This is a genomic window from Leucobacter komagatae (genome assembly GCF_000834055.1).
In the GTDB taxonomy this organism is placed as follows: Bacteria; Actinomycetota; Actinomycetes; order Actinomycetales; family Microbacteriaceae; genus Leucobacter; species Leucobacter komagatae_A.
Genome location: NZ_JXSQ01000001.1, coordinates 174,647 through 190,985 on the forward strand (window position 1 = coordinate 174,647; position 16,339 = coordinate 190,985).

The 16,339-nt window shown below is 67.0% G+C and carries 8 protein-coding genes; 5 read left to right on the top strand and 3 right to left on the bottom strand.

Going from position 1 to position 16,339, the window contains the following annotated elements; all coding sequences use genetic code 11:
* Positions 1-31: 31 nt before the first annotated feature.
* The gene (locus SD72_RS00815) at positions 32-3,268 is read left to right on the top strand and encodes a PD-(D/E)XK nuclease family protein (protein WP_042542519.1); all 3,237 of its coding nucleotides are present in this window, start codon (positions 32-34) and stop codon (positions 3,266-3,268) included.
* Positions 3,265-6,717, top strand: coding sequence for an ATP-dependent DNA helicase (locus SD72_RS00820; RefSeq protein ID WP_052492355.1), 3,453 nt, complete (start codon positions 3,265-3,267; stop codon positions 6,715-6,717). The genes SD72_RS00815 and SD72_RS00820 overlap by 4 nt, the downstream gene beginning before the upstream one ends.
* Before the next feature lie 27 nt (positions 6,718-6,744).
* On the opposite strand, the gene SD72_RS00825 is transcribed toward SD72_RS00820, so the two are convergent.
* Positions 6,745-7,980 (bottom strand): phosphotransferase, encoded by a 1,236-nt coding sequence (locus tag SD72_RS00825; protein WP_042542521.1) that lies wholly within the window; start codon positions 7,978-7,980, stop codon positions 6,745-6,747.
* A 113-nt stretch (positions 7,981-8,093) separates the two neighbouring features.
* On the opposite strand from SD72_RS00825, the gene nudC reads away from it, so the two are divergent.
* Positions 8,094-8,981: an NAD(+) diphosphatase gene (nudC, locus tag SD72_RS00830; protein WP_042542522.1), complete on the top strand. Its 888-nt coding sequence runs from the start codon at positions 8,094-8,096 to the stop codon at positions 8,979-8,981.
* Positions 8,978-10,657, top strand: a complete 1,680-nt coding sequence (locus SD72_RS00835; protein WP_042542523.1) for an ATP-dependent helicase — start codon at positions 8,978-8,980, stop codon at positions 10,655-10,657. The genes nudC and SD72_RS00835 overlap by 4 nt, the downstream gene beginning before the upstream one ends.
* Here SD72_RS00835 and SD72_RS00840 read toward each other — a convergent pair.
* Positions 10,611-11,546 (bottom strand): hypothetical protein, encoded by a 936-nt coding sequence (locus SD72_RS00840; RefSeq protein WP_042542524.1) that lies wholly within the window; start codon positions 11,544-11,546, stop codon positions 10,611-10,613. The genes SD72_RS00835 and SD72_RS00840 overlap by 47 nt on opposite strands.
* 95 nt (positions 11,547-11,641) lie before the next feature.
* The gene (locus tag SD72_RS00845) at positions 11,642-13,090 is read right to left on the bottom strand and encodes a zinc-dependent metalloprotease (RefSeq protein ID WP_052492356.1); all 1,449 of its coding nucleotides are present in this window, start codon (positions 13,088-13,090) and stop codon (positions 11,642-11,644) included.
* Between the two features lie 155 nt (positions 13,091-13,245).
* On the opposite strand from SD72_RS00845, the gene SD72_RS00850 reads away from it, so the two are divergent.
* Positions 13,246-16,326 carry a UPF0182 family membrane protein gene (locus tag SD72_RS00850; RefSeq protein ID WP_042542525.1) on the top strand — a complete coding sequence of 1,027 codons (3,081 nt, stop codon included), beginning with the start codon at positions 13,246-13,248 and terminating at the stop codon, positions 16,324-16,326.
* Positions 16,327-16,339 lie beyond the last annotated feature (13 nt).

Below are 16,339 nucleotides of genomic sequence, written 5' to 3' on the forward strand. Positions count from 1 at the left end.
CAATGTCCGCGGTGCTCAGTAGGCTAAATGCATGATCGCTTTTGACCCGTCGCAGGAGCGCGTGCTCGGCCTTGATCCGCGCACGCACGCACGCGTGCTCGGTGCGCCTGGCAGCGGCAAGACCGCGCTCGTGGTCGAGAGTTTCGCGCGAGCGCTCGACCGCGACGGTTGGGCAGAGGGTGACGTGCTTGTGCTTGCGGCGAACCGGTTGGTCGCTGCGGGGTTGCGCGAGGCCGTCCACAGGCGTGTAGGCAGGGCGATGGGCGGCGCACCCGTGCGCACGGCTTCTTCATTTGCGTTCTCCGTGCTGGGGCGCGCGGCTGCGCTGACGGGTGACGCGCCGCCGCGGCTGCTCACAGGAACCGTCCAAGACGAGGCGATCGCAGCAGCCGTGCTCGCCCGGGTCGAGGGCGCAGCCGTCGCGCTTGCGCAGACCGGTGCTGGGTCGACCGGCATCGCCGCGCGACCCGAGGGAGGGCTCGCTCCCGAGGTGCTGCTGAGCGCGCCGTTCCGCGCTGAGCTGCGCGAGCTGTGGCGTGTCCTCGACGACTTCGGTCTCGAGCCAGGTGTGCTCGCCGCAGAGCTCGCCGGTGTGCTCACTGAGGCGGGGGCCGAAGCGTTCACCGCTGGCCCTGATGCGGCACTCGTTGGTCGGTGGCTCGAGGCGCTCGGGCTGCTGCGGGAGGTACAGGCGAACCTCGACGCGACGCGCGGGGGAGAGGTGAGTTCGAGCGGCCTGCTGCGGCTCGCGGCCGCAGCGATCCGTGATGGCTTTGCCGCAGCGCCCAAGCTTCTCATCGTTGACGACGCACAGGAGCTGGGCGAAGGCCAGCTCGCGCTCGTCGCAGCGTGCGCTGCCGCGGGGAGCGCGGTGTGGGTATTTGGTGACCCAGACATCGCGACTGGCGCGTTTCAGGGTGAGCGCACCCGCGTGCTCGCGGGGCTCGGTGCGGAGCTCGCGCGACGTGGGTGGATCGCCGCCCCCGGGGCAGCCGAGCAGGTCGTCGTACTCGAAACGGTGTATCGCCACGGTGCGGGGATCCGCGGCTTCGTGCAGGGGCTGAGTGGCAGGATCGGAGCGGCTGGCGGCGCCGAGCATCGCGCAGCACAAGCGGCCGATCCACAGCTCGCCGATACGGCAGTGCAGTTCGCGCGGGTGGCGACGCCGGCTGAGCAGCTCGGCACCATCGCCCACCGGATGCGGGCTCGCAGGCTCGGGCTTGAGCGCGAGGAGCAGCTCGACTGGAGCGACATGGCCGTGGTCTGCCGCACCCGGGGGGAGGTCGTGCGGGTCGCGCGACTACTCGCCGGGCACCAGGTGCCGACCGGGGTCGCGGCGGGAGGGCTCGTGCTCCGCGAACACCAGATCGTGCGCGAGCTCGTAACGCTCATGCAGCACGCACTCGGCATCGCGCCGCTCGACGCGGCAGGGGTGTTGCGGCTCGCGGGCGGAGTGATTGGCGGGCTTGACCCGGTAGCGGTTCGCAGATTGCGCGGCGCGCTGCTCCTCGACGAGCGCAGGCTCGCTCGCGAGGAGGGGCGTGAGGCTGCCGCAGTCGACGAAGTGGTGTTTGAAGCCTTCGAGTTTCCTGGCCCAAGCCCCGCGATCGACAGCGCAGGTGGCCGGGCGATCCGCAAGCTCGGGCTCACCGCAGCGGAGGGAAGCAAAGTTCACGCGGCCGGTGGCACTCCGCGCGAGGTGCTGTGGGCACTGTGGGACGGTACGAAGCTTGCCGACCGGTGGCAGCAGGAAGCGATCGCGGGGCGCGGCCTGCGGGCCGACGAGGCGAACCGCTCACTCGACGCGGTGCTCGGGCTGTTCTTCGCCCTACAACGCCACGAAGAGCAGGACAGCGAGCAGCCGATCGCCGAGCTACTCGAGGAGATCCTACGGAACACCGTGCCCGAGGACTCCCTTGCGCAGCGAAGCGAGCGGCAGTCCGTCACGGTGACGACTCCGCAGGGCATGATCGGGCGGGAGTTCGCGCTCGTTGCCGTCATCGGGGTGCAAGACGGTTCATGGCCGAATCTCCGCGCACGAGGCTCACTCCTCGGCACCGCAGCACTCGAGCGCTGGTTGCGCGGCGGCGAGGCGCTCATGCCATCGCGGCGCGACACCACGCACGACGAGCTCAGGCTCTTCCTGCAGGCCTGCGCGCGAGCGCGCGCCGAGCTCCTCGTTGTCGCCGTCGCAGACGAGGAGAGTCACCCGAGCCCGTTCTTCGGCCTCGGCAGTGACTTCCAAGTTTCCGGCCTTCCGAGCTCCCGACTCACCCTGCGAGGGATCACCGCGGCGATGCGCCGCAGTGCCGTCGAGGGCGCCGCGAAGGGTTCGGCACGACACGAGACCGCGGTAGCGTCGCTCGTCGCGCTCGCGGATCAAGCTATCCCGGGGGCGCACCCGCGGGAGTGGTACGGCGTGCTCGAGCCGTCGAGCACCGCCCCGCTCTTCGCGCAGGTCGACGGCGAGGAACCACGACCTATTCCGGTGAGCCCATCGCAGCTCGACAAGGCAGAGACCTGCGCGTTGGACTGGGTTATCGGTGCGCTCGGCGGCGGGTCAGGCAGCGTGCAAGCAAGCCTCGGGACCCTCGTGCACCACGCGCTCGAAACGGTTGACGGGCATGACGCCGAGGAAATGCTCGCCGCGATCATGGCCGAATGGCAGAAGCTCCCCTTCGACGCAGAGTGGGAGTCGGAGCGCGCACGGCGCACGGCAGCGCAGATGGCGGAGGGGCTCTCCGATTATCTCCGTGAATTCGAGGCGTCTGGCCGCGAGCTCCTCGGCCAGGAGTCGAGCTTCAGTCTCGAAGTGGGGCGGGCCGAGCTGCGAGGCATAGCTGACAGGCTAGAAGCGAAGCGCACCCCAGACGGGGCCGAGATCACCGTCGTCGATTTGAAGACCGGGCGATCCACCGCGACGAAACCGGAGGCTGAGGAACACGTGCAACTGCAGGCCTACCAGCTCGGAGTCGCGCTCGGCGCCTTTGACACGGGAGACATCGACACCTCAGGCGACGTCGAGATCCGCACCGCCGCGAAGCTGCTCTACGTGCACCCAGACGCCGCAAAGGGCAAAGGGTACGTGGAGCGTGAGCAGGCCGGGCTCAGCGCAGAGGCCCGCGAACTGCTTGAGGCCCGCATCGCCGGCGTCGCCGACACGATGGCCGCGGGGGAATTCACCGCGCGCATCGAGCACCACTGCTCAGACCCGCACCGCCCGGGCAACTGCCGCCTGCACATTATTCAGGCGGTGAGCCACGCATGAGCGAAGCCGTCTTTTCCGCCGCACGCATCGCGGAGATTCTCGCCCCCGAGGGGGAGCAGCCTCTGCTGCCGACCGACGAGCAGCGCGCCGTCATCGAGCACCCGCTCGCTGGAAGCACCCTCGTGATCGCCGGAGCAGGGAGCGGGAAGACCGAGACCATGGCGAACCGCGTCGTCTGGCTCGTCGCGAACGGGCTCGCCGAGCCAGACTCCGTGCTCGGGCTCACGTTCACACGAAAAGCCGCTGGCGAGCTGCGCGAGCGCATCGTCGGGAGCCTCGGCGCCTTCGTCTCACGCCTCGGCAACCTCGCAGAGCTCGGCAAGCTCAGCGAGACCGAGCTCGCCAGAGCGCGCGAGCTCCAGGAACGGCTCGCGGACGGCCTCGAGCTGCCCGACGTGAGCACGTACAACTCGTTCGCGGCCGGCGTGCTCCAGGAATTCGGAGCCTCGGCAGGGCTGGCCCCCGGCGCCGTCGTCATCGACGAGGCGACGGCGTGGCGGGTCGCGCGCGAGACACTGCTCGCGAGCGACGATCCCGAACTCGTCACGAGTGAACTGCGCACCCCCACGCTCATCCGCCACGTCATCGCGATGGATCGGGCAGTCGCTGACCACCTCACGAGCTTCGACAGGGTAGACCAGCTCGTCGCGGAGTTCCGTGCTGTGACCCGCCTGCCATACAACGACAAGGAAGATCCGGAGAAGCCGAGCGGCAAGGTGTACGCGAAGGTGCGGGACGCGGTGAAAGCGATCGAGGAGACGCCGCTCATCACCAGGCTCGCGCGCGCATACGGTGAAGAGAAGCAGCGGCGCGGCCTTATCGACTTCTCCGATCAGCTGTCGCTCGCGACCCAGGCCCTCGACGCGGCGCCCGAAGCGCTCGGTGTGCTGCGTGGCAGGTATCAGGCGATCCTGCTCGACGAGGTGCAAGACACGTCGGTCGGCCAGACGAGATTGCTCGCGAAGCTTTTCGGTGGCATGCCCGTCATGGCGGTGGGGGATCCACACCAATCGATCTACGCCTGGCGAGGCGCCTCCGCAGAGGGGCTGCGCTCCTTCCACGCGGACTTCCGGGGCGGTGACGCCGCAGCCACCCTCACGCTGTCGGTCAGCTGGCGCAACCCGACGCGGGTGCTCGAAGCGGCGAACGCCGTGTCTGCCGAGCTGCGGGCGAACGCCGTCGTCGACGTGCCCGAGCTGCGACCACGGCCAGGGGCGGGCGAGGGGCACGTCGACGTCGCGTTCCCCGAGACCGTGCACGAGGAGCGCGAGCTGCTCGCTGCGTGGATGGCGCGGGCCCGCGCGGAGATCCCAGGGAAGAACGGTGAGCCGCCGACGGCCGCCGTCATCTTCCGCAAGCGCGCTGCGATGCCAGCGTTCTCCGCCGCGCTTACCGAAGCCGGCGTGCCCAACCGCATCGTCGGGCTCGGCGGCTTGCTGAGCACCCCCGAGGTGACCGACGTCGTGAGCTGCCTGCGGTGCCTCTGGTACGCAGACGCAGGTGGCGATGTCATCAGGCTGCTCGCTGGGCCGCGGTTCCGCATCGGCGTCGCAGACCTCGCCGGCCTGCGCGACGCCGCCCGCTGGTTTGCGAAACGCGACATCAGGCAGCAGCCCCTCGCCGACGAGGACCGGGCCGCAGACAGCGTGCTGCCAGACCCCGACCGCGAGTACACGCTCATCGACGCGCTCGACGCGATCTCGACAATGCGCGACCTCGATCACAGCGCGCTCAAAGGCATCACGGAGGTCGGGCGCGAGCGGCTCCGCGAGGCCGGGCAGCTGCTGCGCGACCTCAGGCAGGGCGTCGGCGGAAGTACGGCGGACCTCATCGGGGCCGTCACGCACGCGCTGCGCCTCGACATCGAACTCGAAGCCAACGAGGCGCGAGGCGCCGGAGCCGGCGCACTCGCAAACATTGAAGCGTTCACCGAGCTCGCAGAGGGTTTCCTCGCGATCGACACCCGCGGCACGCTCGCATCGCTCCTCGAGTGGGTGGAGCGCGCGATTGAGGATGACGATGTCGCAGAGCACGTTGCCGCTCCGCTGCCCGGCACCGTGCAACTCATCACCGCGCACGGCTCGAAGGGGCTGCAGTGGGACATTGTCGCCGTGCCGCGCATGGTGACCGACGAATTCCCCGGCAGCGCGCGCAGCGGATCGGGCTGGCTCCGCACTGGCGAGCTCCCCGACGAGCTCCGCGGCGACCGCGGCGCGCGCCCGCAACTCAACTGGCGGATCGCGACGACGCAGAAGGAACTCGTCGAACGGCTCGATGAGTACCGCACCGACCTCAAAGAGCGCCACGCTGAGGAGGAGCGCAGGCTCGCCTATGTCGCGATCACGCGCTCTGCGAGGCTCCTGCTGCTCTCCGGCTCGTTCTGGGGCGGGCAGACGCGGCCGCGGACGCCCTCGGTCTACCTCCGCGAACTCCAGGAGGGATTCTTCCCTGAGCTGCCGGAGGAAAGCGCCTACGAGGCCGATCCGAGCGAGATCGCTGAGCTCACCGCGAACTGGCCGCTCGATCCGCTCGGCAATCGCGCGCCCGCGGTGTTCCGGGCGGCAAACGAGGTGCTCAGCGCGATCGCCGAGCGCAGTGAAACGGCAGCCGGTGCAGCTGAGACTGCCGACAGCACGGTGGCGGCGGAGGCAGCTGCTGAGGGCGACGGCAGCGGCACCGCGATTGACGCGACCGTCCGTCTCCTCCTTGCCGAGCGGGCCGCGGCAGAGGCGCTCGCTGCTGGCACGACCGACACACCCTCCGCAGACCTCCCCGAACGTGTGACCGCGTCGACGTTCCACGAGTTCGTCGAGGACCCGGTGACGGCGGAGCGGCGGCGGATCAGGCCGGTGCCGCAGCGGCCCTACCGGCGCACTCGCGTCGGAAACCGATTCCACGAATGGGTGGAGCGTCGGGCGACCACACCGGGCGGCACGGCCCTCCCGCTCATCGGGCTCGACCCGGACGAATGGGATGCGGGGCGCAGCGAGTTCGATACCGAGGCAGAGCTGCAGCCGCTGATCGAGGTGTTTGAGCGGTCACGCTGGGCCCACCGCAAACCCATCGCCGTGGAACTCGAAGTGACGCTTCCCTTCGCCGGCAGAACGCTCGTATGCAAGCTTGATGCGGTCTACTCTGTCGAACATCCGGTTGAAGCGCCGGCCGACCGTGCGGGCGCTGGCGAGAGTACCGAAACCCGCTTTGAGGTCGTGGATTGGAAGTCTGGCCGAGCTCCGGTGAACGCCGCCGAGCGTGAGAGCCGGTTTTTCCAACTCGACCTCTATCGGCACGCATACGCACAGTGGGCGGGGATCGATCCCGGCAGGATCGACGTGTCCCTGTTTTATGTGGCTGAGGATATTGAGATTCGTGGTGCAGAAGCGCGCAGCATCGCAGACCTTGAGGCGGTGTGGCTCGCCGCAGCGGACAAACTCACGGGCGCACAGTAGTCGTCGTGTCTCCGCGGCGCGGTGGATTCAGCGGGCGCTGCCGCCTGGCAAGTCCTCGTCGTGAATGGGTTCCGTGAGGAGATCCTCGATGGGCTCGGTGAGCTGCGCGTCGGCGGTGGCGCCGGGAGCGGCCCCAGCCGTATCCGGCGTCGCTGCTGGCGCGTCAGCCCCAGCAGCTTGATCAGGTTCTTCCTCGGGCAGGGGCTCAATGAAGTCGGTGTCGAACCCGAACATGCGATCCTCGTCGAGTGCCTCAAACGCGGCAGTCTCCGAGAGCCTGTCAGCAATGTCCGGTGTCTGACCGAGCATTTCCATCGCGGCTTCCTCGCCAATGGGGTCACGGCTCGGAACAGGTACAGCGAGGAGGCTCAGGCGATCCACCATGCGGTCGAGCATCCCGACCGCATCGTCGATCACTTCCGTGTCGTGGGTGTCGACGCCGTGGAGCAGCCACTTCGCGATTTCAAGCTCGTGGTAGAACGCTGCGCGGCTGCGCAGCGACGCGGATTCACCGGTTCCTGAGCGCCGCGCGTACCGACTCATCACCGCGTCGAAGACGTCATCGCCCGCTTCGAACAGCCAGGCAACATCGCTCGCGGGATCACCAATCGACAGCCCAGACCAGTCGAGCACCCCGACCACTCGGTCGTCGTCAACAAGGAGCGCCTCGGCCGTCATGGTGCCGTGCACGATGCGCGGTTCGAAGTCCCACAGCTCAGCGGATTCGAGCACCTCCGTCCAACGGGCGTGCACGGTCTCAGGGAGGTACCTGCTCGCCTGAGCTCGATCCACGAGACGGGTCACCAGCAGCCGCTGGTCGCGGGCGGTCCGCTCGAGGAGCCCGCCCTGCTGGGCGACCGCCCTTGGGAGTGCATGGATCGCAGCGAGGCTCTCCGCAATCGAGTCGATGAGGATCGCGTCTGGCTGCAACTCCGACGCCTCAAAGCGGGCCCCTTGGAGGAACGTGGTTGCGACCGCGCGCGTATCGCCGGCGCGGGTCATCCCGAGCGAGCGGGGCGCCTCAAACGGCAGTTCAGCCCGTGCACCATCGGTGAGGGCCGCCATGCCGAGTGCGGACGCCGACTGGGTGATCTCAGCCTGCTGGGTGCGTGGCACGCTCACGATGATCTCATCGTCGGGGGTGGTGAGGATCGCGGTGGCATACTCATCGCCCGACGCATGATGTGGCCGCACCGCGACCGCGACGAGACCGGGCACCGCTGATGTCGCGAGTGCTGCGAGGGTGAGGGTGAGGGTGGCCATGCTCTTTAGCGTATGCACACCACAGGCAACACGCATCGCGCCACGCGCACCGCTCGGGAGTCTCTGAGAATTCCGTGCGCGGTGTGTGCCCGTAAGTCTGAGAAGATCGATGCATGAGTGTGGAACGAGTGCCGCTAGCCGGAGGCCAGATTGATCGCGACGCGGCGACCCGCAGCTCGGAGGAACTCCTCGAACGAGCGTGGGCGGCACCGGAGGCTCAGGTGCTCCGCGTAGCCGGTCCAAACGTTCCGGTGCGCGACAGCGACCGGACGCTCGCCTTTGTTTCGCCGCGGCTGGTGGACGCCCCGGCGAATGAGCGAATCTACCTCGGCCGGCGCGAAGGAGCTCCGGTGTTCGCGATCGCCGCGGAAGAGACCGCGGGGGAGCCAGGGGTCACCTGGCGCCACACGTTCCAGGTAGCAACCGGGTTGGAGCCTGCGGAGCGGGAACTCCTCACGATGGCGCTCGGAGTGATCCGCTGGCACGAGTCGGCGGGTTTCTCGCCGCGAGATGGCGAGCCGACCGAGTTTGCTGACGGTGGCTGGTCGCGCCGCACGCAGAGCGGAGGCGAACTGTTTCCGCGCACCGACCCCGCGGTGATTGTGCTCATCACACATGAGGATCGGGTGTTGCTCGGCTCGAACGTGCTGTGGGAGAGCGGAAGGTTTTCCTTGCTCGCCGGGTTTGTTGAGGCGGGTGAGACGCTTGAGAGCGCCGTCGAGCGCGAGGTATTTGAGGAGGCGGGTGTTCGCGTCGCTGACATCCGTTACGTCGCGTCACAGCCATGGCCGTTCCCCCGTTCGCTGATGCTCGGGTTCCACGCCAGCCTGGCTGCCGGGCAGGACCCTGAGCAGCTCGCGCCAGATCCGACAGAAATCTCGGAGCTTCGCTGGTTCACGCGCGACGAGATTCGTTCACCGCAGCCCGGGCTACTGCTTCCCGGCTCGCTCTCGATCGCTGGGTGGCTGCTCGACACCTGGGCGAAAGGCGACCAGCGGTGACGGCTGACGCCGCGGAGATTCTGCAGGCGCTCGACCCCGATCAGCGGGAGATCGCACAGGCGCTGCGCGGGCCAGTGTCTGTGCTTGCCGGCGCAGGGACGGGTAAGACGCGCGCGATCACCCATCGCATTGCCTATGGGGTGCGCATGGGTGTGTACGATCCGCAGCGTGTTCTCGCGGTGACCTTCACCCGCAAGGCCGCAGGAGAACTCCAAGGGCGGCTCCGCGAGCTTGGGGCTGACGGCGTGCGCGCCAGGACGTTTCACGGTGCCGCGCTCGCCCAGCTCAGCCATTTCTGGCCTCAGTTCGTTGGGGGCGATGCCCCGCAGCTGCTGCCGGGGAAGGTTGCTGCGATCTCGCAGACTGTTGAGTCGCTCGGAATGCGGTTGAGCGGTGAAACGCTGCGCGACATTGCCGCTGAGATCGAGTGGCGCAAGGTGTCGATGCTGAGCCTCGACACCTATGCGCAGCAGCTTGACCAGCGGCCAGCACTTGCGGGAGTCACCCCCGAGAAACTCATCGACATTCAGGAGCGCTACACGAAGCTCCTCGAGGAGCGAAGGCAGATCGACTTCGAAGATGTGCTTGTGCTGCTTTCTGGCATGCTCGAGGTCGAGCCGCGTGCTGCGCTGCAGGTGCGAGAGCAGTACCGATTCTTCACTGTCGACGAGTTCCAAGACGTTTCGCCGCTGCAGCGGCACGTGCTGAAGCTGTGGTTGGGAGCGCGCGACGACCTGTGCGTCGTCGGCGACGCGAGCCAGACGATTTACTCGTTTGCCGGCGCATCGAGTTCCTTCCTGCTGCGGTTTGGTGCGGAATACCCGAATGCCCGCGAGTTCCGGTTGGAGCGCAACTACCGCTCGACGCCGCCGATCGTGGTGAGCGCGAACCGGCTCATGCGGGAGAAGCCTGGCGCGCTGCAGCTCAGCCCGATGCGCGAAGGCGGCGACGTCGTCCCGCAATTCGAATGGTTCCAAACCGAACAAGACGAGGCCCGCGCCGTCGCGCAGGCCATCGCGCAGGCGCGCACGCGCGGCGTGCCAGCCTCAGATATCGCCGTGCTGTACCGCACGAACGCGCAGTCCGCCCGCATCGAGGAGGCGCTCACGTCGCAGGGTGTCCCCACGCGCGTGCACGGCGCACAGCGGTTCTACGATCGCGCTGATGTTCGCCGTGCGATCCTGCTCATCCGAGGACAGGCGAAGGCGGGAGACGATAGGCCGCTCTTCCAGGTTGTCAGCGACATGCTTCGAGTCGTGGGCTGGTCGGCGAAACCACCAGAGGGCGCAGCGGAGCGCGAGCGCTGGGAAGCGCTGAACTCCATTCTGTCGCTCGCCGACGAGATGCCGCCCGGGACGACTATCGTGCAGTTCAGCGAGGAACTGCTCGCAAGGCAGCGCGCCCAGCACGAACCGAAGATGGAAGCGGTGACTCTCAGTGCCGTGCACGCGTCGAAGGGCCTCGAGTGGCCGCACGTGCACGTTGTTGGTCTGAGCGAGGGCATCTTCCCCATCTCGCACGCGCAGAGTGAGCACGACATCGAAGAGGAACGACGCCTGGCGTACGTTGCCTTCACACGTGCCCGCGACACGTTGCTCCTCTCGGGCTTCGCGAGCGCCGCCCGTGTTGCTAGGCAGCCGTCGCGCTTCGTTGGGGAGGCGGGGGTTCGGCCCTAATTGCACACCCACACGCTTCGTGGGGCGTGATGCGGGTGCTGGTCGGCAGCGCAGCCGGGCGTCCACCGGAGACGCGCAGGGCGATCTGTCGGTCATGCACCCACGTCTCGCCGCGCCGCCAGGATGACACGAGGTGCGCGGCGATGACACCAACGGACAGCGCGACCGTCGCGGTCTCCGCGCTGGGGGCGGTGCCGTAGAGTTGTGCCGCGATTGCGGGGATCGCGGGGTCGTCATCGGTGAGGTGGAGCGTCTCGCACCCGTGACACGGGCGCCCGTCTGGGCGAACGATCGGCCCGACCCTCGCTGCATCGTCGGTGAACCTGATGAGCAGCGCTGGAAGGTCGGCGCTGAGCCACCTGCTGGTGCGCCCGAGCGGCTCGATGTATCGCAGCACTTCAATCGCGAGGTCGGGTGGCGCCTCGTCTCGTTCGAACGTGCACAGCCGCTCCGCCTCGAGCGCAGCGCGCAAGTGCGGGAGTTCTCTCCCGTCGTCGTTCACGAGCACACGCAGACTCCGGCTCGCCCCGCTCGCTTGCACTGGCCCCGCGTGGTGCAGCGCGGGAGGCGCCGGGTTGAGTGGCGCGCGTCGCAGCGGCCGTGGGGGAGACGCACGCCGCTCGCGCGCCGCCGCCAGCTCCGTTGGCGCTGCAGCCACGAGCGCTGGTTGCAGCGCCGCGAGCACGCCAGCTGTGGCAAGCGGGTCGCAGCTGGCGAGCTCGGCTTCGGTAGCCCCGCGCAGGAGGAGCGCGATCACCCGCTGCTCTGCAGCCGACGGTGCAGCCACTCGGGCGATCGCGCGCTCGAATCCCACGCGCAGTGTCGTCGGAGACTCCCACACAAGGGGCTTGCTCGGATCAAGTTGAGACGTCGTCGCTGAGATGCTCATGTGAGCAGTCTGCGCCCCTGGCGCGACGCAGCGGCGTTGTCCACACCCCGCCGCAGCCGAGAGTGGCGCGCAGCAGGGTGTGGGGAAACCGCAAGCTATGCCTGTGGCGGGCCCGCTTGGCCGTCGGGATCGGCGTCAGGCGCCGCGTCGCGTGAGCCGCTGCTGTCGCCACCCGAAGCGTCTTCGGCGCCGGGCAGCGCGTCGCTCAGTAGCTTCTTGAGCTCATCGTCGAACGGGTCGGCCGGCGCCGGCTCGTCGCCAAGGAGTCCGATCCGTGAGAGCAACAGATCCGGCGCATCAAGCTCCTCCGCCGTCGGCATAATGTCGGGGTGCGACCACAGGTTATCCCTGGCAGCCTGCCCGCCCCGATCCACAACCGCCCGCCACATTGCTGCGGCCTCTCGAAGTCGTCGCGGACGCAGCTCGAGACCGGCAAGTGCAGCGAACGCGCGTTCGCCTGGCCCGCCAGTCGCTCGGCGGCGGCGAACCATCTCGGCGATGCCGCCGGCGCCGGGGAGCCTGCGCGTCGCGTCTTCGGTAACCGTATCGACCCAGCCCTCGATGAGGGCGAGCAGGGTCTCGAGACGCTCGTGCGCTGCCTCCTGTGAGGGGGTCTTCGGCGGGAACAGTGCGCCGCTTGCGAGGATCTCCTGCAGCTGGTCGGGGCGCGACGGGTCGATCTCACGTGAGACTTCCTCGATGCGTTCCGTATCGATATGGATGCCGCGCGCGTAGTCGGTGATGGCGTTCAGCAGGTGCGAACGGAGCCACTTCGTGTGACGGAACAGTCGCGCATGAGCGAGCTCGCGCACCGCAAGGTACATCGTGACCGCTTCGAGATCTTGGTCGAGGCCGTCGGCGAACTTAGCAATGCCGCTCGGCAGCAGCGCTCCGCCCTCGTAGCTCGGGCCAGAGAACAGCGGGATTCCGATGTCGCCAGCCGAGACCACTTCACCCGAGAGCTGACCGACGATCGAGCCGAGCTGCACCGCGAACAGTGCGCCGCCGACGCTGCGCAGCATAGGCGTCGCCTGCTGGAGTGCAGCTGCCATCTCCTCGGGCATTTGGCTATTCACCGTGTTCATCAGCGCCTGGGAGACGGACTCAGCGACTGGTTCGGCGAGGCTGATCCACGTGTCGATCGAGCGCTGCACCCACTCGATGCGGTTGACCGTTCTGGGGGCGTCAGGGATCGGGCCAAGCTCGGTCGCCTCATCAAGCCACAAGGACGCAACGGGGAACGCCCTGTCGGCGGGTGCCGCGTCAATGTTGCCGTCGCCAGCCGCCGCGTCGAGCGCGGTGCGCCGCGCGACCGACCAGTCGATCTTGTCGCTCGGGTTCGCCATGGCGCCGCGCAGCGTCGAGAACAGGGCCCCGAGCACAGCGGGGTCGCCTGAGATGCCCGCCGCTTTTGCGAGCAGGCTCGGATCGAGCTCAGCGTCCTGTTGGCCGCTGAGCATGTTCTGCAGCATGCGCTGCAACTCTTCAAAATTGGGGCCCGAAGATTCGTTCGGACCTTCTGGCTGTGTATCGTCGCTGCTCACGGCGTTCTCCTCATGCCTCGTACGCCTATAACGCTACGGCACGGGAGGTGAGACCCTACCGAGAGAATCGCGATTCCATTGCGCCGACTGCGAACAGTCGGCCCCGAATTCAGGCTCCCACAAGATATCCAGCAGGTAAACGCTACGATCGTAGGGTGACCGAACAGACTACTTCTGCCCCCCGATCGCGCCGACTTTCCCCACTCGCAATCACGATTATTCTCGTGGTCGTGCTGATTATCGCGTTCCTCGCGGTCTCGTCAGTGATGACTGAGGTCCTGTGGTTCAATCAACTCGGGTATCTTCCCGTGTTTGCGACCCAGTGGATAGCGGCAGGCGCGATGTTCATCGTCGGCTTCCTAGCGATGTCGATTCCGGTGTTCCTCGCGATTGACATTGCCTACCGAAAACGCCCGGTATACGCGCGGCTCACCGCGCAGCTCGACCGCTACCAGGAGGTGGTCGAACCGTTACGGCGGCTTGTGAAATGGCTGCTTCCCGCCGTCCTCGGCGTATTTGCCGGAATTGCTGCCGCCTCGAGCTGGCGCACCGTCCTGCTCTGGTGGAACTCAGCACCGACAGGTGAGACGGACGCCCAGTTTGGGTTTGACATCTCGTTCTTCCTCTTCGACCTGCCGCTGTGGCAGTCGATCACCGGCTTCGCGTCGGCCGTTGTGCTTATTTCGCTGCTCATCGGAGCGGCGACGAGCTACCTGTACGGTGGCATCTCGTTCACGGAGCGCGAGTTCCGTGTATCGAAGTCGACGCGCATTCAGACCGCGGTGCTCGCGACGCTCTACCTTGCTATCCAGGCGGTCAGCCTGTGGCTCGACCAGTACGCGACGGTGACGAGCACCGACGGCTACGCAACGGGCGCGATGTATTCGAGCGTCCACGCAGCGATCCCCGGCAAGCAGATCCTTGCGGGAATCGCCGCAATCGTTGCCATTCTCTTCCTCATCACCGCGGTCACCGGCAAGTGGCGGATTCCCGTCATCGGCACGGCGCTACTCATCGTGTCGAGCCTCGTGCTCGGCGTCGGCTACCCGTGGGCGATTCAGCAGTTCCGCGTCGTCCCAGACGAGCAGAGCGTTGAGTCCGAGTACATCTCGCGCAACATCGAGGCCACGCGGAAGGCGTACGGCCTCGATAACGTGAAGATCGAGCGCTACGACGCGGTCACCGATGCTGAGCCAGGCGCGCTGCGCAATGACGCTGTCGCAACCTCGAACATCCGCATTATGGACCCAGAAGTGATCTCGCGAACCTTCGCGCAGCTCGAGCAGTCCAAGCAGTACTACAAGTTCCCGAAGTCCCTGAACGTCGACCGCTATGAGCTGGACGGCCAGGTCGAGGACACCGTGTCTGCGATCCGCGACATTGACATCTCCGGTCAGTCCAGCTGGTACAACCGCACGCTTGTCTTCACGCACGGCTATGGCCTGGTCGCCGCGTACGGCAACCAGCGTTCACCCGGCGGCGAGCCCGTCTTCCTCGAGGGCGGTATCCCGACGAGTGGCCGTCTTGGCGAGTTCCAGCCGCGCGTGTACTTCGGAATGGATTCGCCCGCCTACTCGATCGTTGGTGGCGAGCGCGACAAGTCGATCGAGCTCGACTTCCCGTCCGACATCGAAAGCACCCCTGAGGCGCCAGCGGCTGAGGACGAGAACGCGACCCCAGCCGAAGAAGAAGCAGCTGCGGCAGATGCGGCGGCGGCTGAGGAGGAGACTCCTGCAGAGGACGCGGCAACAGGTGGCGATACCACCGAGACCGAGGAAGTGCCTGCCGAGGCCCTCGATCCGGAGGTTGAGGCAGCAGTTGGCGGCCGCGCAAACCTGACAACGTTCGATGGCGATGGCGGCCCCGCCCTGAATAACATGCTCACGAAGATCATGTTCGCGCTGAAGTTCCAGGACGTGGAGATTCTGCTGTCAGGAGCCGTCGTTGACGGTTCGCAGGTGCTGTTCGACCGTAACCCGGTTGATCGCGTGCAGAAGGTCGCCCCGTACCTCACGATCGATGCGGCCCCGTACGCGTCGGTCATTGACGGCAAGCTGAAGTGGATCATCGACGGCTACACGACCTCGTCGCAGTACCCGTATTCCGAGGTGAGCGACATGAACGCGCTCACCGTGGATGCAGACAACCAGCGCGTGAGCATGGTGTCGAAGCCGGTGAACTACATCCGCAACTCCGTGAAGGCAACTGTCGACGCCTACGACGGAAGCGTGAACCTCTACGCGTGGGACGCTGAGGATCCGATCCTCAAGTCGTGGGGCAAGATCTTCCCCGACACGCTGAAGAGCGTTGACGACATGAGCGGCGAGCTGCTCAGCCACGTGCGCTACCCGACGGACATGTTCAAGGTGCAGCGCGAGGTGCTGAGCAAGTACCACGTCACCGACGCTGGCGCCTTCTACTCGGCCGAGGACGCGTGGCGCACCCCGGATGACCCCGTAGCGAGCGCAAGCGATAGCGGGGCGAACCCGCCGCAGCCGCCGTACTACCTCACGCTGTCAGCAGGGGTTGGCGTTGAGCCGGCGTACTCGATCTACTCGACCTACATTCCTGACGCGCGTGGCGAGGGGGCGCGAGACATCCTCACCGGATATCTCGCGGCGAACTCGAACGCGGGATCGGAAGCTGGAAAGGTCTCTGAGGACTACGGCACGCTGAAGCTGCTGACACTCCCGAAGAGCAACACGATCCCAGCTCCAGGTCAGGTGCAGAACAGCTTCAACACCGACCCGAAGGTATCGACGGAGCTCAACCTGCTGCGACAGGGTGGCACGCGCGTGATCAGCGGTAACCTGCTGACACTGCCCGTTGGTGGCGGCCTGCTGTATGTGCAGCCGGTCTATCTCGAGGCATCGTCGGGAACGAAGTTCCCACTGCTGCAGAAGGTGCTTGTCTCCTTCGGTGACGATATCGCCTTCGAAGACACCCTCGACAAGGCTCTCGACGAGCTCTTCGGTGGCGACTCAGGCGCGAATGCCGGTGACGGCAACGGCGTGGTTGAAGAGACGCCAGAGGGCGAGACCGATCCCGGCGAGACGAAGCCGGACGAGGGATCGAACACTGGTGGCTCGGATGTGCTCAAGAAGGCGCTTCAGGATATGAAGACCGCGATCGACGAGCGCGACGCCGCTATGAAGGAAGGCGACCTCTCGAAGTTCGCTGAGGCTGACAAGAAGCTCTCGGAGGCGCTCGAGCGGGCGCTGAAGGCCGGGGCGTAATAGCCCGGGTGTA